Origin of the sequence: Mesorhizobium australicum WSM2073, from assembly GCF_000230995.2 — a bacterium.
Lineage (GTDB): Bacteria > Pseudomonadota > Alphaproteobacteria > Rhizobiales > Rhizobiaceae > Mesorhizobium > Mesorhizobium australicum.
The window spans coordinates 3,484,168-3,506,485 of sequence record NC_019973.1 but is presented as its reverse complement, the minus strand read 5'-3'; the positions used below and the strand labels follow the sequence as shown (position 1 = coordinate 3,506,485).

The following is a 22,318-nucleotide window of genomic DNA, read 5'->3' as shown; positions in this document are numbered from 1 at the left end:
TCTTTTTGATTTTTCCTTCGGCCGCTCCGGCGTGCTTCGTCATAAAGAGGATTGTCCATGAAACACCTGCACCGAACCGCCTCGCTCGGCGTCGCGCTGGCCTTGTTCACCGCCCTCACCCCGGCGCTTGCCGATGGCGTGGCCTACATCAACAAGGGCCTCGTCGGCGTCGGCCGCATCCCGGCCGACCAGCGCGACAAGTTCGGCGAGACCTTCGGCTCGGGCTCGGGCATGGCGATCGACATTTCGGGCTGGACACATGATGCCGGCACCTACAAGGGATCGCTCTGGCTACTGCCCGACCGTGGCTACAATGTCGCCGGCACCACCGACTACCGGCCGCGCCTCAACACCATCACCATCGAGTTCACGCCTGTCGCGCCGGGCGCTGCTCCCGCCGCCGGCCAGGAGCAGACGGGCGTCAAGGCGACGCTTGCCGACACCATGCTTCTCACAGACGACACGGGCGCCGATGCCACCGGCCTCGATCCGCTGTCGGACGTACGCGCCGCGGCCGGCGACATGCCGATGCTGCCCGTCGCCACCAATGGCAAGCTCGCGCTCGACAATGAAGCCATCGTACGGCTGCCGGACGGCTCGATGTTCATCTCCGACGAGTACGGCCCCAACATCTACAGGTTCTCCGCGCAAGGCCGCCTGATGTCGGCGACCCAGCCGCCTGCGGCCCTCGTGCCGATGCGCAAGGGAGCGCCGAACTTCTCCTCCGACAATCCCGGGCCGGGCGCCGCCGACCCTGATCCGAAGGATCCCGAAACCGGGCGCCAAAACAATCAGGGCCTCGAAGGCATGGGGATCACGCCGGACGGCAAGTTCCTGATCGCTGTGCTGCAGTCGGCTCCGAGGCAGGATGGCGGCGATTCACCCTCGACACGGCAGAACACGCGGGCGCTGGTCTATGATGCCTCCGACCTCGCCCATCTGAAGCTCGCGCATGAATATGTCGTGCCGCTGCCGGTGTTCAAGGATGCCAAGGGCAAGACCAAAATCGCCGCGCAGAGCGAGATCGTGGCGCTTTCGGCCACGTCCTTCCTGATGCTGGCGCGCGACAGCGGCAACGGCCAGGGCCTGAAGAAGGGTGACGCTTCGCTCTACCGCCAGATCAACATCGTCGACGTCTCCGGCGCGACCGACATCGCGGGCGGCGCCTTCGATGCGGCCGACAAGCCGGTCGCGCCCAAGGGCGTGCTTGATCCCTCGGTGACGCCGGCCAAGCTGACGCCGTTCATAGACATCAACGACGCCACCGCGCTTGGCCACTTCGGCCTGCACAATGGCGGCGCGAAGGACCACAACGAGCTTTCGGAGAAGTGGGAAGCGATGTCGTTGGTCAGCGTCCTCGATCCCAAGCTGCCCGACGACTATTTCCTGTTCGTCGGCAACGACAATGACTTCCTCGCCCAGGACGGCTTCCAGGTCGGCGCGCCTTACAAGGCCGACGACGGCGCCGATGTCGACACCATGTTCCTGGTCTATCAGGTCACGCTGCCAGGTCTCGGCAAGAAGTAACGACCACTGCTCAAGCGGGCGCGCCTGGCGCGTCCGCTTGAGCAGGTCGCGAAGCCCTACTTCAGGAATTCCGCGTCCTTCGGCACGCCGGCATCGATCGGCTCGGCCGTCCTGCTCGACACGGCCATGATCTTGCCGGCTGCCGACAGGTTGGGCCGCACGAAGACATGAGCGGGAGGTCGATGATGTCCTGGTTCATAAGCGCACGCAGCCGGACGACGCGTTCTTGCCGATCGAATTCCATTCCGGCGAGCCTGACCGATCGACGGTCACTGCGCCTCGGCGCAGGGTGCATCTCGGTCCGGCCTGCGATATCGTGGCGGGCCAGAGTCACATTTGCCAGGTTGCCCGCCATGGACGAAAAAATGCCCGCACGCCGGCGTACCGGCGACCTGACCAGCGGCCCGATCCCGCGCACGCTGCTGCTCTTCGCCTTGCCGGTGCTCGGCTCCAACGTGCTGCAATCGCTGAACGGCTCGGTCAACGCCGTCTGGGTGGGCCGCTTCCTCGGCGAGTCGGCGCTGACCGCGACGTCCAACGCCAACCTCGTCCTGTTCCTGATCCTCGGCACGGTGTTCGGCATCGGCATGGCGGCCACAATCCTGGTGGCGCAGTCGGTCGGCGCCCGCGACCTGCCCGAGGCGCGCCGCATCGTCGGCACCAGCGCCACCTTCTTCTTCCTCGTTTCAGTGGTGTTCGCGGTCTGCGGCTGGATCTGGGTCGATGCCATCCTGGGCGCGCTCGGCACGCCGGCCGACGCCTTGCCGCTCGCACGCTCCTACCTGCGCATCATCTTCGTCGCCGTGCCGATGATGAACCTTCTGTCCTTCGTCATGACCGTGCTGCGCGGTGCGGGCGATTCACGCACCCCCTTCATCTTCATGGCATTGGCGGTCGTGCTCGACATCGTGCTCAATCCCCTGCTCATCCGCGGCATCGGCCCGTTTCCTGAACTCGGCATCGCCGGTTCCGCCACCTCGACCCTGATCGGCCAGACCGTGAGCGTCGTCGCCATCCTCATCGTGCTCTACGCGCGCAAGCATCCGTTGCGGCTGGCCGGCGCCAATCTCGTCCTGCTGCGCCCGGATCCGGCGCTGCTGCGCATCGTCGTCTTCAAGGGCGTGCCGATGGGCCTGCAGATGATCGTCATCTCGGCGGCGGCCCTGACGGTGATGGGCATCGTCAATTCCTACGGTTCGCAGGTCGCCGCCGCCTACGGCATCGCCGCGCAGCTCTGGACCTACATCCAGATGCCAGCGCTCGCCATTGGCGCCGCGGTCTCTTCCATGGCGGCGCAGAATGTCGGCGCCGGTCGCTGGGACCGGATCGGCCGCATCGCCGCCTCCGGCGTCGGTTTCAACCTTGTCCTGACCGGCGCCCTCGTCGCGCTGCTATGGGTCTTCGACCGTTCGATCCTGAGCCTGTTCCTGAGCAGCGACAGCGCGGCGATCGATATCGCCGCGCATATCAACACGGCCGCGTCCTGGTCGTTCATCCTGTTCGGCATCACCATCGTGCTGTTCGCCACGGTGCGCGCCACGGGTGCCGTGATGCCGCCGCTGATCATCCTGGTGATCTCGGTGCTCGTCGTGCGCACCGGCTTTGCCTATTACATGCGCGGCGTGATCGGCGAGGAAGCGCTGTGGTGGAGTTTTCCGGCCGGTTCGATCACGTCTCTGATCCTGGCCGCGATCTATTACCGCTTCGGCGGCTGGCGCAGCTTGCACATGATCGAGAACAGGCCGGCTGCCGGCGAGCCGCCCGACACCGGGCTTGGCGTGCCGCGCCAGCGCGCGAACATGGCGCCTGAAACGCCGAACGGCTGATGCCGGCCCGCCTTGCCGGCGTGCCTTGCCGGGCTGGCGCGGCGGTCTCAGCGCCTCTGTCCGAGCCCGAAGGCGAGCGCCACCAGCGCGAACGCGATGATCATGGCCGCGAAGGCCAGGCTCGCGACGACAGCACTGGCATAAGTCGACACGACGCCGATGCCGATGACAGGCAAGGCGTTGCCGACAAAGCAGCAGATGAAGAAACTGGACACGACCTCGGCGCGGCGATCCCGCGGCGCGATCTCGTTCACCACTTGCAGGCCGCCGCGATAGCCGAGCGCTGCCGCCACGCCGCAGCAGGCGGTCGCCGCGATCATCAGCGCCATCGAGGCCAGCATCTGCGCCGCCACCACAAGCACGGCGCTTGGGATCATCAAGGCCAGCGCGGCCAGCATCGCCTTGCTGCTCCCCATCCGCGCCAGCGCCACGATGCTGATTGCCGCGACCATCGCCAGTTCGAAGAACAGCGCACCGGCCACGGCGTGGTTGGCCTCATGCAGTTGCTGCGCCAGAATGCTCGGCGCCACCGCCGCATAGAAGCCGACCAACGCCATCGCGCCAAAGCCGGTCACCGCCGGCGCCACGAAGCGCGAACGGATCTGCGCCGGCACGGAAAGCCGCGGCCGCATGGAGACCTTGCCAAGGCCGCCTGGCTTCATCACCGTTTCGCGCGTGCGCCAGACCATGATCGTCACCACCGCGAGCGTCGCCAGGTAGACAATGAAGACCAGACGCAATGGCCACGGCTCGTATTGGGCCAGCAGCCCCGAAACAAGCGCCCCGAAACCGAGGCCGAGAAAGTTGGTGCTGGTGGCGATGACGCTGGCGCGCGACCTGCCGGCCTCTGGAAGAAGCTCGGCGATCCACGCGGTTCCCGTCCCGGCGCCCACGCCGATGCCAAGTCCGCTCAGTATCCGCGCAACATCGAGCGACGCGACATTGCCGGCAAACAGGAACACAACCGCGCTGATGACGGCGACGATCATGGCTGCAAGCGCCGCCGGCCGGCGCCCGACGACATCCGAAACGCTGCCGAACACCAGCAGGGCGCCGAGATTGCCGACGACATAGACCGCGTAGATCAGCGTCAAGGTGATTTGCGAAAAGCCGAATTGCTGCTTGTAGACGATATAGAGAGGCGTCAGCACCGTGCTGCCGGCAAACAGCACCGCGATCATCGCCGCGACAGTCGGGATCGCGAGGACGTCGCTGCCGGCTTCGTTCTGAGTTTGCGTCAGATCGCGAAAGGCCATGGCCAACCTCGTCACCAGGTTCAGGGGTCGCGACGTTAACGCGTCCTCACCGCCGACGTTCCGGTGGACGGCCAGGCTCCTGACACCACGGTGGGCATTGCCCGGCCGGCAAGCCGATGATCGCAAAAAATGGCTCGGGGCCAGCGGCCCCGATCCATCACGGCATCCTTGCCGTACTAGGCGCAATCAGTCCTGTTTGCAGAAAAAACCGGGCCTACTTGCAGGAGAAACCAGGTGCGATCTTGCACTTGCCGGGACGCGGCTTGTGCGGCGGGCGGTGGTGGGGAGGACGGTGATGGGGCCGATGATGCCAGTGCGGCGGCCGATGCGGCGGGCGCACGATGATAACCGGCGGATGCACGACTTGGGTCCGCGAGAGATAGCCGGAACTGGCCCAGCCGCTGACACCGCCGCCATGGATCCTGCACCAGCCCGGCTGACAGCCGGTCACGTCGACCCTGAGACCGGCCGGCAACGTCCCGACCTTGGCGTATCCCGCGCCAGGTCCGGTACGCACGTTGAGGCTCGTCGTGGTGTGGACGCCGTAGGCGAAGGCCGCGGCGGACGTCCCGAAGACGGCGGCCAGAATGGTCGCTATCGCAAGCAGAAATCGAAATCTCATCAGTCCCTCCATTCGAGCGCCGGCCGTTCGACTGCTTCGGCCGGGACTGCATCGCAAGGGGAGAGGCAGGGCAGGGAAAAGTCAACAAGTTACCAAGGCCAATCACCACGATCACCGATCCGGGTGGAAGTTTCCCCTGATATGGTTGAGGAATTTTGCGTACGCCGTTTATCGGCATGCCAACATCCGCTAACGATTTACTATCTTTCGGCAATTCGTCGCGGACCGAGGTGGTGATCATGGGCAAGGGCAGGGTCGAGGCATTCACCGACGGCGTGGTGGCGATCATCATCACCATCATGGTGCTGGACTTGAAGGTACCGGAAGGCGAGGATTTTTCGGCGCTGCTGCCGCAGTGGCCGGTCTTCCTGTGCTACGTGCTTTCGTTCATCAATGTCGGCATCTACTGGAACAATCTGCACAACATGTTCCATACCGTGCAGCGTGTCGACGGCCGCGTGCTGTGGGCGAACCTGCATCTGCTGTTCTGGTTGTCCCTGATGCCGGTGACGACCGCCTTCATGGGCGAGAACCATTTCGCCGCGGTTCCGGTCGCGGTCTATGGTTTTGACCTTGTAATGTGTGCGACCGCCTACAGCATCCTGGTCATTGCGCTGCATCGGCTGCATGGGCCGGACACCGCATTCGCCAAGGCAATCGGCCGCGATCGCAAGGGAAGGATTTCGCTCGCCGTCTACATAGCGGCCGTTGGGCTGACCTTCGTCGACCGGTGGATCGGCGTGGCGCTCTATGTGGCAGTCGCCCTGATCTGGCTGGTGCCGGACACGCGCTTTGCGCGGGTGATCGAAAAATAGCCATCTGCCTGACCCAATCCCGGAGGGCAAACCGCTTCACACGTTTCGTGGAATTGCCTAACCGCGCATCGCCTTCAGCTTTTCCGCCACGGAAGCGGCCAGGTCGGCATAGCGCTCTTCCAGCCGCTCCGCCGCCTTGATGATCGAGAAATCATGGCCGAATTTTTCCAGCGCCATGCGCAGTTTCTCGACGAACTCGGCCTGTTTTTCGAGCGCCGAAAACAGAGTCTTCACCTGGGCTTCGCTGATATCGGGGTTGGCCAGCATCTGCGGCACCTCGCGCCCCATCCGGTCGCCGGTGGCGGTCTGTTCCTTCAGAATTGCAACCCAATCCGTCAATCGGAAATCTCCTTTTTGGCGTCGTAGCATGCGCAGCCCCGACCGGGCCGGTCAACCCGACAAGCCCGACGGAGGCTTGCGCAGGCCCGTTCCGGCGCTAAGTTCGGCGCCATCAAAAAAGGAAACCATCGCCGATGATCGCCGACACCGAGATCCAGACCGCCCTGCCAGCGCTTGCCCCTGGCAACACCGCCGTCATCACCGGCGCCGCCAGCGGCATCGGCCTTGCCGCGGCCAAACGGCTGGCGCTGATGGGCATGAAGATCGTGCTGGCCGACATTGGCGGGCCGCGCCTCGACGATGCCGCGCGGGCCGTCTCCGCGATTGCCGGTGACGACGCCGTGCTTGCCGTCGCATCGGACGTTTCGAAGGCCGATGAGGTCGATCGCCTCGCCGACCGGGCATTCGGCGCCTTCGGCGAGGTCTCGCTGCTGATGAACAATGCCGGTGTCGGCGACAACCCCGGAAAGCCCTGGGAAAACCGCGACGGCTGGAAGCGGCTGCTCGACATCAATTTCTGGGGCGTGGTGCATGGCGTCGAAGCTTTCGCGCCGCGCATGCTGGCGTCGGCCAAGCCGGGCCTGATCGTCAACACCGGCTCCAAGCAAGGCATCACCACACCGCCTGGCAACCTCGCCTACAACGTTTCCAAGGCTGGCGTGAAAACCTTTACCGAGGGCTTGGCGCATGCGCTGCGCAATGAACCCGGCGCCCGCCTGTCGGCGCATCTGCTCATCCCCGGCTTCACCTATACCGGCCTGACCGAGGGCGCGACCGAAAAGCCGGCGGGAGCGTGGACGGGCGAACAGGTGATCGATTTCATGCTGGAATCGCTGGCCGGGGGCGACTTCTATATCCTGTGTCCCGACAATGAGACGGCGCGACCCATGGACGAAAAGCGCATGGCCTGGGCGATCGGCGACATCATCGAAAACCGCCCTGCCCTGTCGCGCTGGCACCCCGGCCACAAGGATGCATTCGCGGCGTTCATGAAGCGATGAGCATGTCCCGAACATGGCCGCTGTGCGGATCACATAACTCGAACACCGGCGGAACACTCGAGATTGACCGCGGGTTCAGCCGCCGGCGCTTCGTGCTACCTCTTTTTTCGGTTTGCGTTTTGCCGCCACGACTTTCTTTGCGGCCATGGTCGCGACTTTGTCGTCATGCCGCTTCGCCGCGACCTCGCATTTGGCGCGGATCTCCTGGACCTCGGCTTCAGTCAGGTGCTCGATGCCGATGAAGGTGTTTTTGGCCTCGCTGACCCGTATCAATTCGTCGAGCTTGGCCTGGATCGCGGCGCCGTCCCGATTCTGGGTGTTTTGAATGAGAAACACCATCAGGAAGGTGATGATCGTGGTTCCGGTGTTGATCACCAACTGCCAGGTGTCGGAAAAATCGAAGAACGGCCCGCTCACCGCCCAGACGATAACGATCAGGCAACACACCGCAAATGTCAGCGGCAGTCCGGTGAGATGGGCGATCTGGTTGGCGAATTTGGTGAAAAGCTTCTCGATCATGTGGTCCCTCAAAACAGCGCCGCGTCATGCGGTCCGCCGGAAGAAACAACCAGCAGCCATTTCGGGTTCCCGCCGGTAAAAAATACGGCCCACGCAATCGAATGCACGCAAAGCGCGCATCTGGAACAAAACACACCTTATCGGTTTAAGGTCATTGTAGCCGTGCAGGCAAAGAGCCTGTTCCTTCCGCTTCACAGCGGTTTACCTCCAGCCCCTTCCGCTGCGCCACCCCCGCATGGCGGAAGGGGTTTCATTCCGTCAGACGGCGTCGTTTTCCCAGCGGTCGAGGAAAGCCTCGATCGGCATTGCCTGCATGTCGGGAACCGCCCTGGCGAGTTTCTCGACGGGCCAGTCCCACCAGGCGAGAGCTTCGATGCGTACCGCTATTTCAGGGGCAAAGCGTTGCCTGAGCGGCTTCGCCGGCACGCCGGCAACGATCGTGTAGGACGGCACGTCCCGCGTCACCACCGCATTGGCGCCGACGACGGCGCCATTGCCAATGGCGATCCCAGGCAAGATGACCGCGCCATGGCCGATCCACACATCATGGCCGATGGTCACGGCCTTCGACCGCCGCCGGTCGCGGAACGCGGCATCGACGCCCAGCCAGCGGAAATACTCGTTCGGCCGATAGCTGACCTTGTGCTGGGTCAGCCGCTCGATCGGATGCTCCAGCGCATTGATGCGGCTGTTGGCGGCGATCGAGCAGAATTTGCCGATCATCGTGTAGATCGCCTCGGCATGGCGTTCGAAATAGGAGAAATCGCCGACGATGACCTCGCGCAGCACGACGCGTTCGCCGATCGCGGCGTAGCGGCCAAGCTTGCAGCCCTTCATCTCAGCGGTTGGATGAATGCGCGGCTCGGGATCTTTCGCAACGAGATCTTCAGAACGGTCCATGCCGGCGGCTTTACGTCAGAGCGATTGGTCCCGCAAGCGGCGCGAATCGTCAGTCGGAACGGACAGGGTAGAGTTCGACCCGCCTATTTCGGCTTGCCGTTGCTCCACACCACGTTCTGGCCATAGAGCGGCACCGTCGTAACCGACATCTTGGCCGAGCCGTTCTGGACTTGGCGCGAATGCGACAGATAGATCAAGGTCTCGTTGGCCTTGTCGTAGATGCGGTTCACCACTTGCTTCTTCCAGATCAGGCTGATGCCTTGCTTGAAAACCTCCTCGCCGCCTTCGCTCGTATCAATATCCCCGATGGTGATCGGACCGGTCTGACGGCAGGAGATCGAGGAATCACTGGGATCCTCGAACCAGTTGCCCTTGTGCAAGCGGTCGATGACACTGCGATCGAAATAGGAAACGTGGCAGGTCACGCCCTCCACTTTCGGATCCTTGATCGCCTCGACAATGATGTCGTTGCCGATCCAGTCGACGCCGACCTTGCCAACTTCCTCGGCAATGGCGCTACCGGCGGCAAGCACGACACACGCGGCCAAGGCACCGCCGATCAGTTTTCGCCCAATCAAGCCTCGTCCTATCAATCCTGGCCCAGTCAATCCCGGCAAAGAATCCTCCTGCGGTTCGAGTTGCCGGGGTCTCAGGTGGGGCCAAGGCTGGCACATTGCAAGCCGGAAGGTCGGATCAAACCGCAGGCATCCGCCACAGCCGGTTGCGTCAACGCGGCATCTTTGCGTGTACCCCGTCGAACCGCTAAGACTGTGGCCGACAACGGGTGCATGGTTCTGGCCGGCGCACCGTGACATTACGGACGGACTTTTTTGATGATGCGTTCTATCCTGGTCGGCATTCTCGTTCTGATGGCGGCCGGCATCGGCTGGCTGACTTTCGACTGGTATCGCGGTCACTATGGCGGCGAACCGTTCGGCGCGCCCTTTACCCTTGTCGACCAGAAAGGCGCACCGATCACCGAAGCCGCTTTCCGGGGCCAGCCAAGCGTCGTCTTTTTCGGCTTCACCCACTGCCCCGAAGTTTGCCCGACCACGCTGTTCGAACTCTCCGGCTGGCTGAAGACGCTCGGCGACGACGGCAAGAACCTGCATGCCTATTTCGTCTCGGTCGATCCGGAGCGCGATACGCCGCCGGTGATGAACGCCTATGTCAGCAATTTCTCCGACCGCATCACCGGCATTACCGGCGATCCGGACAAGGTCCATGCCATGGCCAAGGCGTTCGGCATCTATTGGAAGAAGGTCGATACCGGCGACGGCGACTACACCATGGACCACACCGCCTCGGTCCTGCTGCTCAACGCCAAGGGCGACTTCGCGGGCACGATCGCCTATGGCGAGAATGCCAGCACCGCCGTGGAGAAGCTGAAGCGCCTCGCCGCGAAGGGCTGACAAGAATTCACATGACCCAGACGCGGCTCCATTTCACCACCGGAAAGATCGAGGCCGAGCGCATCTTCGCGGCGCTCGAAACGGCCTTCGAGGATGAGGGCCTGCCGATCGCCGTGCTGGAGGTCGATGAAGAGGCCGACATCCACGAGGTCTCGCTCTACGCCGATGGCGACGTCGAAGCGGTCGAGGCGCGGCTGAAGGATGTTCTCGCCGGCCTCGCTTTGTCGAGACCGGTCCAGCGCGAGGCGTTGCCCGACATCGACTGGGTGGCACGGTCCCTGGAAGGGTTGAAGCCGGTGCGCGCCGGCCGTTTCTTCGTCCACGGCGCGCATGACAGCAGGAAGCGCCACAGCGGCGAACTCGCCATCGAGATCGAGGCGGGCCTTGCCTTCGGCACCGGCCATCATGGCACCACCGCGGGCTGCCTCGAAATGCTGGAGAAAGTCGTGCGGCGCGAGCACCCGCGCAACGCGCTCGACCTCGGTACCGGCAGCGCGGTGCTGGCGATCGCCGTTGCCAAGCTGGCGCATATTCCGGTGCTGGCCACCGACATCGATCCGGTCGCGGTCAAGGTTGCCGCCGCCAATGCGCGTCTGAATCACGTCAAAGGCCTGATCGAGACGGTGACCGCGCCTGGCTTTCACCACCCGATCTTTGCCAGGCGCGCGCCCTTCGACCTCATCGTCGCCAACATATTGGCGCGGCCGCTGATGCGGCTGGCACCGCAAATGGCAGGGCATGTCACGCTTGGCGGCTCGATCGTGCTGTCAGGCATTCTCGACCGCCAGCGCGACGCTGTGATCTCGGCCTATGTCGGCCAGAATATCCGCCACGTCAGTACTTTGCACCGCGAAGGCTGGGTGACGATCCATCTCAAGCGTTGAGGCCGGCAAGGCGGTGGCCGGCCCTCAACGGTCCCGGTTGCTGGACTTCGATGCGTGTCGGCAAGAGAATGCCGCCGCCGCCCCTTTATCCATGGCTGGACCAGCCTCATTTGGTTGTCACCCGGCGGACGCTGTAGCAATTTGCACCAGCCGGAAAATCGATTCCGCTTTCCAGGCCCATAGATTACGGTCGAGCGGATACCAAGGAGGCCCATCATGTTCCAGAGCTTCGATTCCGCGGGCGATCCGGCGGTCGGCAAGCCGCGCGTGGCGCTGCTGCGCCAGTGGCTGGGCGCCAATGGCCTCGATGGCTTCATCGTTCCGCGCGCTGACGAGCACCAGGGCGAATACGTCGCCGACCGGTCGGCACGGCTGAAATGGCTGACCGGCTTCAGCGGCTCGGCCGGCGTCGCCATCGTGCTGCGCGACCGTGCCTTCGTCTTTGTCGACGGGCGCTACACGCTGCAGGTGCGCAATGAGGTCGATCTCGGCATCTTTTCGATCGAAAGTCTGGTCGACAATCCGCCCGCCGTCTGGCTCAAGGACAACATCGGCAAGGGGGCGCGGCTGGGCTTCGATCCCTGGCTGCACACGATCGGCGAGGTCAAGGCGCTGCAGGCCTCCGCCGACAAGACCGGCGCGGTGCTGGTGCCGCTCGACCGGAACCCGATCGATATCATCTGGAAGGATCAGCCCGCCGCACCCGTGACCCCGATCGAGTTGCATCCGATCGGCTTTGCCGGCGAACTCGCCAAGGACAAGCTGGCGCGGCTGGCGACGGCGATCGGCAAGGACGGCGCCACCCATGCGGTGCTGACCGACCCATCGTCCATCGCCTGGGCCTTCAACATCCGTGGCGGTGACGTGCCGCACACGCCGCTGGCGCTCGGCTTCGCCATACTCGCCGCCGACGGGTCGCACCAGCTTTTCATGGATCGGCGCAAGTTCTCGCGCCAGGTGGCGGCCTACCTCACCCAGCTCGCCGATCCGCATGAGCCCGGCGAATTCGAAGCGGCGATCGCCGCACTTGCGAAAAGCGGCGCGAAAATCGCGCTCGATCCGGTGCTGGCCGCCGACCGGCTGCGCATGCTGATCGAGGACAATGGCGGCACGGTGATTGCCGCGCCCGACCCTGCCCGCATTCCGCGCGCCACCAAGAACCAGGCCGAGATCAACGGCTCGCGCGCCGCGCATCGCCGCGACGGCGCGGCGGTGGCCAAGCTGTTGTGCTGGCTGGAGCGCCAGAAACCCGGCTCACTCGACGAAATCGCGGTTGTCACCAGGCTCGAAGAAACCCGCCGGCAGACCGGCGAGGAAACGCAGATGCCGCTGCGCGACGTCTCTTTCGACACCATTTCGGGCGCCGGCCCGAACGGCGCCATCATGCATTACCGCGTCTCGCGCACCACCAGCCGCAAGCTCCAGGCCGGTGAGCTGTTCCTGCTCGATTCCGGCGCGCAATACCAGGACGGCACGACAGACATCACCCGCACCGTGCCGATCGGCCAGCCGACCGAAGAGATGCGCGAGCGCTTCACGCTGGTGCTGAAAGGCATGATCGGCATTTCCACGCTGCGCTTCCCCGCCGGCACGCGCGGATCGGAGATCGACGCCGTCGCCCGCATGGCGCTGTGGAGGCATGGCTGCGACTTCGCCCATGGCACCGGCCACGGTGTCGGCTCATACCTGGCCGTCCATGAGGGTCCGCAGCGCATCGCCCGCACCGGCACCGAAAAGCTGCTCGAAGGCATGATGCTGTCGAACGAACCCGGCTACTACAAGGAAGGCGCCTACGGCATCCGCATCGAGAACCTCATCCTGGTGACGCCGGCCGAACAGATCGAGGGCGGCGACATCGCCATGCACGGTTTCGAGACGCTGACGCTGGCCCCGATCGACGTCAGGCTGGTGCGATCGGATCTGCTGACGCGAGACGAATTGCACTGGCTCGACTCTTACCACGCCCGCGTGCTGGCCGAGATCGGACCGATGCTCGACGGCGAAACGCTGGCCTGGCTGGAAAAGGCGACGGCGCCGCTGCCGCACGACGCGAAGATTTGATTTTCTGAAGCGCTGAAGGGCGTGTCGAGGTTCAGGCCAGGCCGGTTCGAAAACGGTTGATACGGAGAACCGGATTGGAGCACCGAAGCGCAGGTGTCGGCCGTCTGCGGGCCGGAATCACCTGGATATCGATACGCCCTACCCGACGAACTGGCGCGCTACGATCAATACAGCCGCGCCCGCCAGAAACATCGCCATCAGCCCGCCACGCAGCGCCACCAGCGCGGAGACGACCAGCGCTGCCCACTCCGCCGGGCCCGCGCCGAGCGCCGCCGGCGCCACCAGCGTCGTCAGCACCGCCGCAGGCACGGCGTTGAGCCCGGCCTCGACGCGCGGATGGATGTGGACGAAACGCGAGATGACCAGATGCCCGCCAATACGGGTGAGATAGGTGGCGATGGCGCCGGCGATGATGATCCAGAAGGTCGTGCTCATGGCCTTGTCTCCACACCGCTGTGATGCGGCGGCAGGACGACGGCGAGCAACACACCGGCGATGGCGCCGATCGAAACGTGCCAGGGCGAACCCACTGTCTTGTAGGCGATGATCGAGGCGCAGGCACTGGCGACGACCACCGGCAGCCACAGCGGCCGCTTGCGGAAGCCCATCACCAGGCCAAGGAAATAGATCGGCAGCAGGAAATCGATGCCCAGGGCATGGGGATCGGGAATGAGCTTTCCAAACAGCGCGCCGAGCGCGCTTTCGATGGTCCAGAATACATAGACCGGCAGCCCAAGTCCCAGATACCAGGCAAAGCCGACGGTCTGGCCCGACTGGGCCCTGGCCTCGGCGACGGCGAATTGCGGATCGGTGAGGATGAAGAAACCGAGCGCCTGCTGCACCCCGGGCCAGTGCGCGATGCGCCGGCCAATGCCGGCGGAATAGAGCACGTGGCGGAAATTGACGGCGAAGATCGACAGCACGATCAGCCACGGCGCGACATGCTGGCCGAACAGTTCTATGCCGACCATCTGGCTGGCGCCGCCGAAGATCAGCGCGCTCATCAGGAAGGCTTCGAAAACGGAAAAGCCGTTGTCGACGGCAATCGCGCCGAACAGCAGCCCGAACGGCGCCGCCGCCACCACGACCGGCATGGAGAGCCGTACGCCTTGCCAGAAATCGCTTTTCGCGCCGTTCTCGGAAATTGCTTGCGCCGACATGTCTCTCCCCGGTCAGAGGGCTGATGTAGGAAGCACTGCCCGGCTTGTCACACGAATTCGCTTGAGCCAAACGATCAGCGGAAATGATCCCTGTTAGGATTTACGCGATATTCTATTGTCGCCCTGGCAGGCATTTTGGCAGAAATACACGAGGGGGATTTTAATGATCGCTTATGATTTCACCGGCAGGCACGCAGTCGTCACCGGAGCCGGTGGCGGCATGGGCGAGGCGATCACGCTGGCGCTGCTCGATGCCGGCGCGTCGGTCACCGCCATCGACGTCAAGCCGCGCCCGACAGCGCTCGCCGCCTATGACGACCGGCTGACCTTCGCCCAGGGCGACCTCACCGACGCCGGCTTTGTTGAACGGACCATCGGCGCTGCGGGCCGCGAACGCAGCGGTATCGACTATCTCGCCAATGTCGCAGGCGTGCTCTGGTTCGGCCGCGACAAGTCGGCTCTCGAGATGGACCTCGACGTCTGGGACCAGGTCTTCAACATCAACCTGAAATCCTTCGTGCACACGGCGCGCGCGGTTGTTCCGCAAATGCGCGCCGGCGGGCGTGGCGGCGCCATGGTACATTTCTCGACCATCCAGTGGTATCGCGGCGATCCGAAGCCACAGGATGCCTACCAGGCGTCGAAGGCCGGCGTCTGCGCGCTGTCGAAGTCGCTCGCCATGCAGTTGGCCGGCGAGCGCATCCGCTCCAACGCCATCTGCCCGGGCATGGCGCTGACGCCGCTGCAGGCGCGCTGGGACACCGAGGAGAAGCGCGCCGCCGTTGCCGACTACACACCGCTCGGCCGCATCGGCACGCCGCAGGACATGGCCAATGCGGCGCTCTTCCTGCTTTCCGACGCGGCAAGCTACATCACCGGAATAGAGCTGGCCGTCGATGGGGGTCTCCTGATGCGGATGTAGCCCGCCCTGTCCAACGGATCGGAAAACTAACCGGTCACCTTGCCCTGGATCGCCCTGCCCCAGTCGAGCAGCGGCTTGGCGCGTAATGTAAACTCGACAAGCTCGTCGACCAGCGCCGGCGCGTGAATTTCGGTCGGATCGATGACACGCTGGACGACGAAATGCCGGTTGCGCACGGCCTCCGCGAGATCGGCGTCCGCGATCTGCTCAAAACCGCGCGGCGCCCGCTTCATGCGGCCTTCGGTTTCGAATTCAAGGCCGTTTTTCTTCAACGTTGAAAGCAGCTTGCGGAATTCGCCGGGCCGATCGGTGATCGCCCTGCGGATCGCCAGCAAGAGCGGCGGCTCAGGGTTCCACCAGGCCACGTCGGCAAAGCAGCGCTCGAGCCCGATATGCACGTAGAAGACGCCCAGGCCTGTCTTGCTGCCGTCTGGTGACAGAATGGCCGAAACATGCCTATTATAGGGACGTTTGTCCTTGGCAAAGCGGACGTCGCGATTGATGCGGAACAGCGATTTCTTGCGGTCGCCGCGCAGACCAAGCCCCGCCGTTGCGAAACGCTCCGTAAGGACCTCGACCAGATCGCCGATCGGCCCATGCAGATCGCTGTCGAAAAGCGCGCGGTTCTCCGCAAACCATTCGCGGCTCTGGTGGAAATCCAGCGCCTTGAAGAACGGCATGGCTTTCGGACCAAAACCTTTGAACGTTCCGTCCGTCACGACTTGCCGACCCGCTGCAGCCAGGTGTCCTCGTCGATGACCTCGACGCCGAGTTCGCTGGCAAGCTTGAGTTTGGAGCCCGCACCCGGTCCCGCCACCAAAAGATCGGTCTTGGCCGAAACCGAACCGGCCACCTTGGCGCCGAGACGTTCGGCCATCGCCTTGGCTTCGGAACGGGTCATCTTTTCCAGTGAACCGGTAAAGACAATCGTCTTGCCGGCAACTTCGCTGTCGGCCGAGACGGTAACGATATAGGGCTTCGGCTTGACCTGTTGCAGCAACTTCTCGAGCACCTCGTCATTGCGCTCATTGCCGAAGAAATCACGCAGCGCATCGATCACCGTGTCGCCGATGCCATTGATCGACGGGAAGACGGCATGCGGATCCTCCGCCGCCGCCGTCTCCTTGCCGACCCGGATCAGCTCCTCGATGGTCGAGAATGTTCGCGCAAGCACGGCGGCCGTCGTCTCGCCTATATGGCGGATGCCGAGCGCGAAGATGAAGCGGTCGAGCTCCGGCTCGCGGCGCGAATCGATGGCCGCGAACAATTTGTCGAGGCCTTCGTAATTGCGGTCCTCGATGCTGCGTACATTCTTGCGGGTCTTGCCGGATGCGGCCTCGCGTTGCCTGGCCTGCTCCTCGCGCCGCTCGGCCAGCGCCTTGGTCACGGCGGGGCGGCGCTCCCTGAGCGTGAAGATGTCGGCGGCTGTCTTGATCAAACCCGCATTGAAAAACGTGTCGATGTTCTCCGCGCCCAGGCCTTCGATATCCAGGGCGCCGCGCGACACGAAGTGGCGCAGCCCCTCCACGGCCTGCGCCGGGCAGATCAGTTCGCCCGTGCAGCGGCGGCGCGAATCCTCCTTGCCGGTCTTCTCGTTGATCTCGCGCGTCGCCGGCGAGCCGCAGATCGGGCAAGAGTGCGGGAATTCGTACGGCACGGCATCGGGCGGACGCTTGTCGATGACGACGCTGACGATCTGCGGGATGACGTCCCCTGCCCGCTGGATCACCACCGTGTCGCCGATGCGCACGTCGATGCCGTCGCGGATCGGCTGGCCGGTGCTGTCCAGGCCCTTGATATAATCTTCATTGTGCAGCGTGACGTTCTCCACCACCACGCCGCCGACCGTCACCGGCGCAAGCCGCGCGACCGGCGCCAGCGTGCCGGTTCGGCCGACCTGGATGTCGATCCTCTGCACGGTCGTCATCGCCTGTTCGGCCGGGAATTTGTGCGCGACGGCCCAGCGCGGCTCACCGGTGACGAAACCCCAGCGGCGCTGCAGCTCCAGCTGGTCGACCTTGTAGACGACCCCGTCTATGTCATAGCCGAGCGACGAGCGTTGCTCCTCGATCAGGTGATAATGCGCGACCAGTTCCTCGACCGATTTCGCCCGCACCATCAGCGGGCTGATCTTGAAGCCCCAATCGGCGAATTTCTGCACCGCTTCATACTGCGTTGGTGCCGGATCCGCCGTCGTGTAACCCCACGCGTAGGCAAAGAATTTGAGGTTGCGGCTGGCGGTGACGGATGGATCCTTCTGGCGCAGCGACCCGGCCGCCGTGTTGCGCGGATTGACGTAATCCTGGCCCCCCACAGCCGCCGAGCGCGCCTTGAGCGCCTCGAATTCGGCATAGGTCATATAGACCTCGCCGCGGATCTCGATGGTCTCGGGCCAGCCTGAACCCTTCAGCTTGGCGGGAATGTCGGCGATGGTCCTGAGGTTGGCGGTGATGTCCTCGCCGACAGCGCCGTCGCCGCGCGTCGCGCCTTGCACGAACACGCCCTTTTCGTAACGCAGCGAAGCCGACAGCCCGTCGATCTTCGGTTCGGCGGTGAAGGCAATGTCGAGATCCTTGTCGCGGTCGAAGAAGCGCCGGCCGCGCTCGATGAAATCGGTGACGTCGGCGTCGGTATAGGCCTTGGCGAGGCTGAGCATTGGCACGGCATGGCGCACCTTGGTGAAGCCTTCCGCCGGGGCGGCACCCACCCTGAGCGAGGGCGAATCCTCACGCACCAGCCCGGGAAAGCGCTCCTCGATGGCAAGATTGCGCCGCCGCAGCGCGTCATACTCGGCGTCCGTGATCGTGGGCGCGTCCTCGGCATGGTAGCGCCGGTCATGACCGGCGATCTCCTCGGCAAGGCGCTGGAGTTCGGCTTCAGCCTCGCTTTCGCTGAGCGAATCGACAGGTTTTTCGGCCATGCTTTTTGTCCCTGAACGGTGGCGCGCCACAATAGAGCATGATCTTGAAAGGTGGGAACCGGTTTTCGGAAAAGATCATTCCTGAACAGCAGGATGGAGCCATATCCTGACTCGCCCCATGACGCCTGATCGTCTCATGACGCCGGATCGTCTCATGCCGCGTTTGTATTCTCGCGCAGCAGCCGCTCGGCGGCGGCGCGCGCCTCGTCGGTGATCGTGGCGCCGGCCAGCATGCGGGCGATCTCCTCCTGCCGCGCAGTCCTGTCCATCTCGGCAATTCCGGTCGCGACACGGTCGGTGCTGCCCGATTTGGAGATCAGGAAATGTGTTGCCGCGCGCGCTGCCACTTGCGGCGCATGGGTGACGGAAAGCACCTGGACGCGCTTCGACAGCCGCGCCAGCCGCTGGCCGATGGCGTCGGCGACAGCGCCACCCACCCCGGTGTCGATTTCGTCGAAAACCAGTGTCGGCGCCGAGCCACGGTCGGCCAGCGCCACCTTTAACGCCAGGAGAAAGCGCGAAAGCTCGCCGCCGGAGGCAACCTTCATCATCGGCCCGGGCCGCGTGCCAGGATTGGTGCGCACCCAGAACTCGATCTGGTCGATGCCCTCTTCCATGCGCGCCCCGGCCTCGCTCTTCATCTCGACGATAAAGGCCGCGCGTTCGAGCTTCAGCGCCGGCAGTTCGGCCATCACCGCCTTGGTCAGACCGACCGCCGCGGCATGGCGAAGCGAGGACAGCTGTGCGGCGGCGATGTCATAGGCTTCGCGCGCGGCGGCCGCCTGCTTTTCCAGCCCGTGCAGGCGTTCTTCGCCGGCGTCGAGATCGGCGAGATCGGCAACCATCGTGTCGCGCAGCTGCGCCAGGTCGTCGACGGCGACGCTGTGCTTGCGTGACGCCGCGCGCAGCGAAAACAGACGTTCCTCGGCTTTCTCCAGCCGCTGCGGATCATACTCCGTGGCACGAAGCGCGGCCTCGACGCCCGACTGCGCCGCGTCGAGAGACAGCATGGCTTCGTCCAGCGACTTCACCACGTCCTCAAGCAGGCCGGGCGCCTCCGTCGCCTTGCGCTGCAGCCGTCTCAGCAGGCTGGCCAGTTGCGGCAAGGGCGAGGACGGGCCCGACAGCACATCCTGCGCGTCGTGAATTTCGGAAGCGATCTTCTCGGCGCGCATCATGTGGGCACGCAGCTCGGCAAGTTCGGTTTCTTCGCCCGGCTGCGGATCGAGCTTGGTCAGTTCGGCAACCGCGGCGCGCAGATAGTCGGCTTCGCGCGCGGCGGCTTCCACCTTGGCGCGATGGCGCGTCAGCTCCTGCTGGGCGGCGCGCCAGTGCCGCCATGCCTCGCCGGTCGAGCGGACGGCGCCGAGATGGCCGCCGAAAGCATCGAGCACATCGCGATGCGCGCCGGGATCGACCAAGGCGCGCTCGTCATGCTGGCCGTGAATCTCGACCAGGGCGCGGCCGACATCGCGCATCAGCGTCACGGAGGACGGCTGGTCGTTGATGAACACACGGGTCCGGCCATCCGCCGTCTGCACGCGCCGCAGGATGACGTCGCCATCATCCTCGATGGCGTTTTCGGCGAGCAGCGCACGCACCGGATGGTTGCGCGGAACATCGAACACGGCAATGACCTGGCCCTGGGACGCGCCGTGGCGCACCAGCGAGGCATCGCCGCGCGCGCCGAGCGCCAGCGACAAGGCATCGAGCAGGATGGACTTGCCGGCGCCGGTTTCGCCGGTCAGCACGGAAAGGCCCGGCTGGAAGTCGATGTCCAGCTTTTCGATCAGGACGATATCGCGGATCGACAGTCTGGAAAGCATGAGAAACCGGACCTATTGCATGCCGCCCAAAAAGTGGACCCGGTTTCGGGATAACGACAGGCACGAAAAACAAAAGGATAAAGCGGCACCCGACAGTTGGAGTCGCAGCGCCGCACTATCTTTTTGTTTGAGCTTCGGATCAATCCGAAAAAGCGCGCTGCGCGCTTCGCTCGGAGGCTCCGCGGTCAGGCGCCGGTGATCAGCTTCCCGGCCTTGGATATCCACGACCCGGCATTTTCACGCGGCGCCAGCCCGTTGCTCTGCAGCAGCTTGTAGGAATCCTTGTACCACGAACTGTCGGGATAGTTGGTACCGAGCACCGCGGCCGCCGTCTGGGCCTCCGAGGTCAAGCCCAACGCGTAATAGCTTTCGGTAAGGCGCGCGAGCGCTTCCTCGACATGGCGGGTGTTGGAATAGTTTTCGACCACGGTGCGGAAGCGTTTGACGGCGGCGATGTACTCGCGGCGCTCCAGATAATAGCGGCCGATCTGCATTTCCTTGCCCGCGAGCTGGTCGTTGGCGAAGCGGATCTTTTCCTTGGCATCGTCGACATATTCCGACGTCGGCCAGCGCGTCACCAGGTCCTGCATCGTCTGCAGGGTCTGGCGTGCTTCCTTCTGGTCCTGCGTCACATCCTTGATCTGGCGATAGTAGCTCAGACCAATGATGTACTGGGCATAGGCCGCGTCATCCGTGGACGGATAGAGCGCCAGGTACCGCTTCGCCGACTGGATCGCATCGTCGTAGCTGCCCTTTCGATAGTCGGCGAACGCGCCCATCACCATCGATTTGCGGGCCCATTCCGAATAGGGGTGCTGGCGGTCGACCGCGTCGAATTTCTTGCTTGCCTCGTCCAGGCGGCCGGCGTTCAGATTGGCCAGGCCCTGATTGTAGAGAACGTCGGCCGGTTCGGTCTGGTCGACATAGGTCGACAGGTCGATGTCTTTTTCCGACGACATGCAAGCCGCCAGAAAGAGCGATGGAACAACCACCGAAAGCGCCAGGAAAACAGACCGCTGCGGCGCTTTCGATTGACCGACTCGCTTGAAGAACATGATTGGATTGCGCCCTTTCGGCGTTATTTTAATGCTCGTTGCATGCAGTTGTCCCAAAACTGGTCCCCACCTTTGAGCGACATGCACTAATCGACGGCAGCAGCCATAAACCATAACCGCCTTGCCCGGCAACGCTATGTCCAGCCAATCGCACATTTTTGTGGCGGCGGACCGTGGCGTGAAAATCTACGCAATTTCGCCGATGGATGATGCATTCATGCAACACCCATACCGCCATGGAATCCGAAAAAGATTAAGAAAATCAGATCATCCAGGGCGCATAGAGAGGCGCATTGACGGCGTTCATCTCGGCGGCGCGACCACGCTCGCGGCGTGTCGTCTCGACGATCTCGAAGGCGGTGCGGTCCGACAGCAGGCGCCGCAGTGCGGCGGCGTTCAGCCGATGGCCGCCGCGATAAGAGCGGAAACAACCGATGAAGCGCGCGCCGGCCAGCGCCAGGTCGCCCATGGCGTCGAGCGTCTTGTGGCGCACGAATTCGTTGGGATAGCGCAGGCCGCCCATGTTGATGACGCGGTTGTCGTCACCGATCACCAGGGAATTTTCCAGCGAGGATCCCAGAGCATAGCCGGCGGCCCACAGCCGCTCGACGTCCTTCATGAAGCCGAAGGTGCGGGCCCGCGCGATGTCGCGGCGGAAAATATCGGCGTTGATATCGGATGCGAAGAGCTGACGGCCGATCGCCGGGCTTTCGAAATCGATCTCGACCTCGAAACGGGTGCCGTCATAGGGCCTGAACTCCGCCCAGGAGGCGCCGTTCTCGATGCGGACCGGCTTGACCACCCTAATATAGCGCCGCTTGACGGCCAGCGTCTCGATGCCGGCCTGGTCGATGGCTTCGACGAACGCCATGGCGCTGCCGTCGAGGATTGGAACCTCGTACCCGTCGATCTCGATGATGACATTGTCGATGCCGAGCCCGAACAGGGCAGCCATGATGTGCTCGACCGTGGCGATGTGCTCGCCCGAAGGATCGCCAAGCATGGTGCACAGGTCGGTGGCACCGATCTCGGAAAACAGGGCGCGGAACTCACGGCCCTGCCCGTCTCCATTGAGGAGCGCGAACACGATGCCGGTATCGGCATCCGCGGGCAGGAAACTGATGGAAACTTCTTTGCCGCTGTGAACGCCGGTGCCTGTAAGCGACGCGCGCGTCTTCACTGTCGTCTGGTGGTCGTGCAAGACAATCCCCATGAGCCCGTAATGCCTAGGTCCGCTTCTCCAGCCCGAGGGCGCGGCTCTTGTAAAATCGGC

At 64.0% G+C, this 22,318-nt stretch carries 21 protein-coding genes and 1 pseudogene; 8 read left to right on the top strand and 14 right to left on the bottom strand.

Annotated elements, in window-relative coordinates; genetic code table 11:
- Positions 1-57 precede the first annotated feature (57 nt).
- A complete protein-coding gene (locus MESAU_RS16790) occupies positions 58-1,527 on the top strand; it encodes an esterase-like activity of phytase family protein (protein ID WP_015317237.1) in 1,470 nt (489 codons plus the stop codon).
- Positions 1,528-1,702: 175 nt separating this feature from the next.
- Here the strand turns inward: MESAU_RS16790 and MESAU_RS32400 are convergent.
- Positions 1,703-1,782, bottom strand: a pseudogene (locus MESAU_RS32400) (L,D-transpeptidase); the annotation flags it as partial.
- Between the two features lie 98 nt (positions 1,783-1,880).
- On the opposite strand from MESAU_RS32400, the gene MESAU_RS16785 reads away from it, so the two are divergent.
- The gene (locus MESAU_RS16785) at positions 1,881-3,353 is read left to right on the top strand and encodes an MATE family efflux transporter (RefSeq protein WP_015317236.1); all 1,473 of its coding nucleotides are present in this window, start codon (positions 1,881-1,883) and stop codon (positions 3,351-3,353) included.
- A gap of 47 nt (positions 3,354-3,400) precedes the next feature.
- Here MESAU_RS16785 and MESAU_RS16780 read toward each other — a convergent pair whose 3' ends face one another.
- Both MESAU_RS16780 and MESAU_RS29635 read right to left on the bottom strand, forming a co-directional pair.
- Positions 3,401-4,609: an MFS transporter gene (locus MESAU_RS16780; RefSeq protein WP_015317235.1), complete on the bottom strand. Its 1,209-nt coding sequence runs from the start codon at positions 4,607-4,609 to the stop codon at positions 3,401-3,403.
- A 214-nt stretch (positions 4,610-4,823) separates the two neighbouring features.
- On the bottom strand, positions 4,824-5,231 hold the full coding sequence (locus tag MESAU_RS29635; protein ID WP_015317234.1) for an SH3 domain-containing protein: 408 nt from the start codon (positions 5,229-5,231) through the stop codon (positions 4,824-4,826).
- A 239-nt stretch (positions 5,232-5,470) separates the two neighbouring features.
- Between MESAU_RS29635 and MESAU_RS16770 the strand changes: the two genes are divergently transcribed.
- On the top strand, positions 5,471-6,046 hold the full coding sequence (locus MESAU_RS16770) for a TMEM175 family protein (RefSeq protein WP_015317233.1): 576 nt from the start codon (positions 5,471-5,473) through the stop codon (positions 6,044-6,046).
- Between the two features lie 57 nt (positions 6,047-6,103).
- Here MESAU_RS16770 and MESAU_RS16765 read toward each other — a convergent pair whose 3' ends face one another.
- A complete protein-coding gene (locus MESAU_RS16765; RefSeq protein ID WP_015317232.1) occupies positions 6,104-6,385 on the bottom strand; it encodes a hypothetical protein in 282 nt (93 codons plus the stop codon).
- Between the two features lie 134 nt (positions 6,386-6,519).
- Between MESAU_RS16765 and MESAU_RS16760 the strand changes: the two genes are divergently transcribed.
- Positions 6,520-7,386 (top strand): SDR family NAD(P)-dependent oxidoreductase, encoded by an 867-nt coding sequence (locus MESAU_RS16760; protein ID WP_015317231.1) that lies wholly within the window; start codon positions 6,520-6,522, stop codon positions 7,384-7,386.
- Positions 7,387-7,461: 75 nt separating this feature from the next.
- On the opposite strand, the gene MESAU_RS16755 is transcribed toward MESAU_RS16760, so the two are convergent.
- The 3 genes from MESAU_RS16755 to MESAU_RS16745 form a co-directional block, all read right to left on the bottom strand.
- A complete protein-coding gene (locus MESAU_RS16755; protein WP_015317230.1) occupies positions 7,462-7,905 on the bottom strand; it encodes a low affinity iron permease family protein in 444 nt (147 codons plus the stop codon).
- A 258-nt stretch (positions 7,906-8,163) separates the two neighbouring features.
- On the bottom strand, positions 8,164-8,805 hold the full coding sequence (locus tag MESAU_RS16750; RefSeq protein WP_015317229.1) for a DapH/DapD/GlmU-related protein: 642 nt from the start codon (positions 8,803-8,805) through the stop codon (positions 8,164-8,166).
- An 83-nt stretch (positions 8,806-8,888) separates the two neighbouring features.
- The gene (locus tag MESAU_RS16745; RefSeq protein ID WP_015317228.1) at positions 8,889-9,383 is read right to left on the bottom strand and encodes a CreA family protein; all 495 of its coding nucleotides are present in this window, start codon (positions 9,381-9,383) and stop codon (positions 8,889-8,891) included.
- 255 nt (positions 9,384-9,638) lie between these two features.
- On the opposite strand from MESAU_RS16745, the gene MESAU_RS16740 reads away from it, so the two are divergent.
- From MESAU_RS16740 to MESAU_RS16730, 3 genes are all read left to right on the top strand, one after another.
- Positions 9,639-10,217: an SCO family protein gene (locus MESAU_RS16740; RefSeq protein WP_015317227.1), complete on the top strand. Its 579-nt coding sequence runs from the start codon at positions 9,639-9,641 to the stop codon at positions 10,215-10,217.
- Positions 10,218-10,228: 11 nt separating this feature from the next.
- The gene (locus MESAU_RS16735; protein ID WP_015317226.1) at positions 10,229-11,101 is read left to right on the top strand and encodes a 50S ribosomal protein L11 methyltransferase; all 873 of its coding nucleotides are present in this window, start codon (positions 10,229-10,231) and stop codon (positions 11,099-11,101) included.
- A gap of 216 nt (positions 11,102-11,317) precedes the next feature.
- Positions 11,318-13,162, top strand: coding sequence for an aminopeptidase P family protein (locus tag MESAU_RS16730; RefSeq protein ID WP_015317225.1), 1,845 nt, complete (start codon positions 11,318-11,320; stop codon positions 13,160-13,162).
- Positions 13,163-13,300: 138 nt separating this feature from the next.
- Here the strand turns inward: MESAU_RS16730 and MESAU_RS16725 are convergent, their stop codons facing one another.
- On the bottom strand, positions 13,301-13,597 hold the full coding sequence (locus tag MESAU_RS16725; protein WP_015317224.1) for an AzlD family protein: 297 nt from the start codon (positions 13,595-13,597) through the stop codon (positions 13,301-13,303).
- The gene (locus tag MESAU_RS16720; protein WP_015317223.1) at positions 13,594-14,322 is read right to left on the bottom strand and encodes an AzlC family ABC transporter permease; all 729 of its coding nucleotides are present in this window, start codon (positions 14,320-14,322) and stop codon (positions 13,594-13,596) included. The genes MESAU_RS16725 and MESAU_RS16720 overlap by 4 nt, the downstream gene beginning before the upstream one ends.
- Before the next feature lie 163 nt (positions 14,323-14,485).
- Between MESAU_RS16720 and MESAU_RS16715 the strand changes: the two genes are divergently transcribed.
- The gene (locus MESAU_RS16715; RefSeq protein WP_015317222.1) at positions 14,486-15,244 is read left to right on the top strand and encodes an SDR family NAD(P)-dependent oxidoreductase; all 759 of its coding nucleotides are present in this window, start codon (positions 14,486-14,488) and stop codon (positions 15,242-15,244) included.
- A gap of 26 nt (positions 15,245-15,270) precedes the next feature.
- Here MESAU_RS16715 and MESAU_RS16710 read toward each other — a convergent pair whose 3' ends face one another.
- The 5 genes from MESAU_RS16710 to lpxC form a co-directional block, all read right to left on the bottom strand.
- Positions 15,271-15,963: a DUF2461 domain-containing protein gene (locus tag MESAU_RS16710; protein ID WP_015317221.1), complete on the bottom strand. Its 693-nt coding sequence runs from the start codon at positions 15,961-15,963 to the stop codon at positions 15,271-15,273.
- Positions 15,960-18,164, bottom strand: coding sequence for an NAD-dependent DNA ligase LigA (gene ligA, locus MESAU_RS16705; RefSeq protein ID WP_015317220.1), 2,205 nt, complete (start codon positions 18,162-18,164; stop codon positions 15,960-15,962). The genes MESAU_RS16710 and ligA overlap by 4 nt, the downstream gene beginning before the upstream one ends.
- A 152-nt stretch (positions 18,165-18,316) precedes the next feature.
- Complete coding sequence (recN, locus tag MESAU_RS16700) at positions 18,317-19,990, bottom strand: DNA repair protein RecN (RefSeq protein ID WP_015317219.1); 1,674 nt, start codon at positions 19,988-19,990, stop codon at positions 18,317-18,319.
- Between the two features lie 185 nt (positions 19,991-20,175).
- Positions 20,176-21,045 carry an outer membrane protein assembly factor BamD gene (locus tag MESAU_RS16695; protein ID WP_015317218.1) on the bottom strand — a complete coding sequence of 290 codons (870 nt, stop codon included), beginning with the start codon at positions 21,043-21,045 and terminating at the stop codon, positions 20,176-20,178.
- 262 nt (positions 21,046-21,307) lie between these two features.
- A complete protein-coding gene (gene lpxC, locus MESAU_RS16690; RefSeq protein ID WP_015317217.1) occupies positions 21,308-22,258 on the bottom strand; it encodes a UDP-3-O-acyl-N-acetylglucosamine deacetylase in 951 nt (316 codons plus the stop codon).
- Positions 22,259-22,318: the final 60 nt, after the last annotated feature.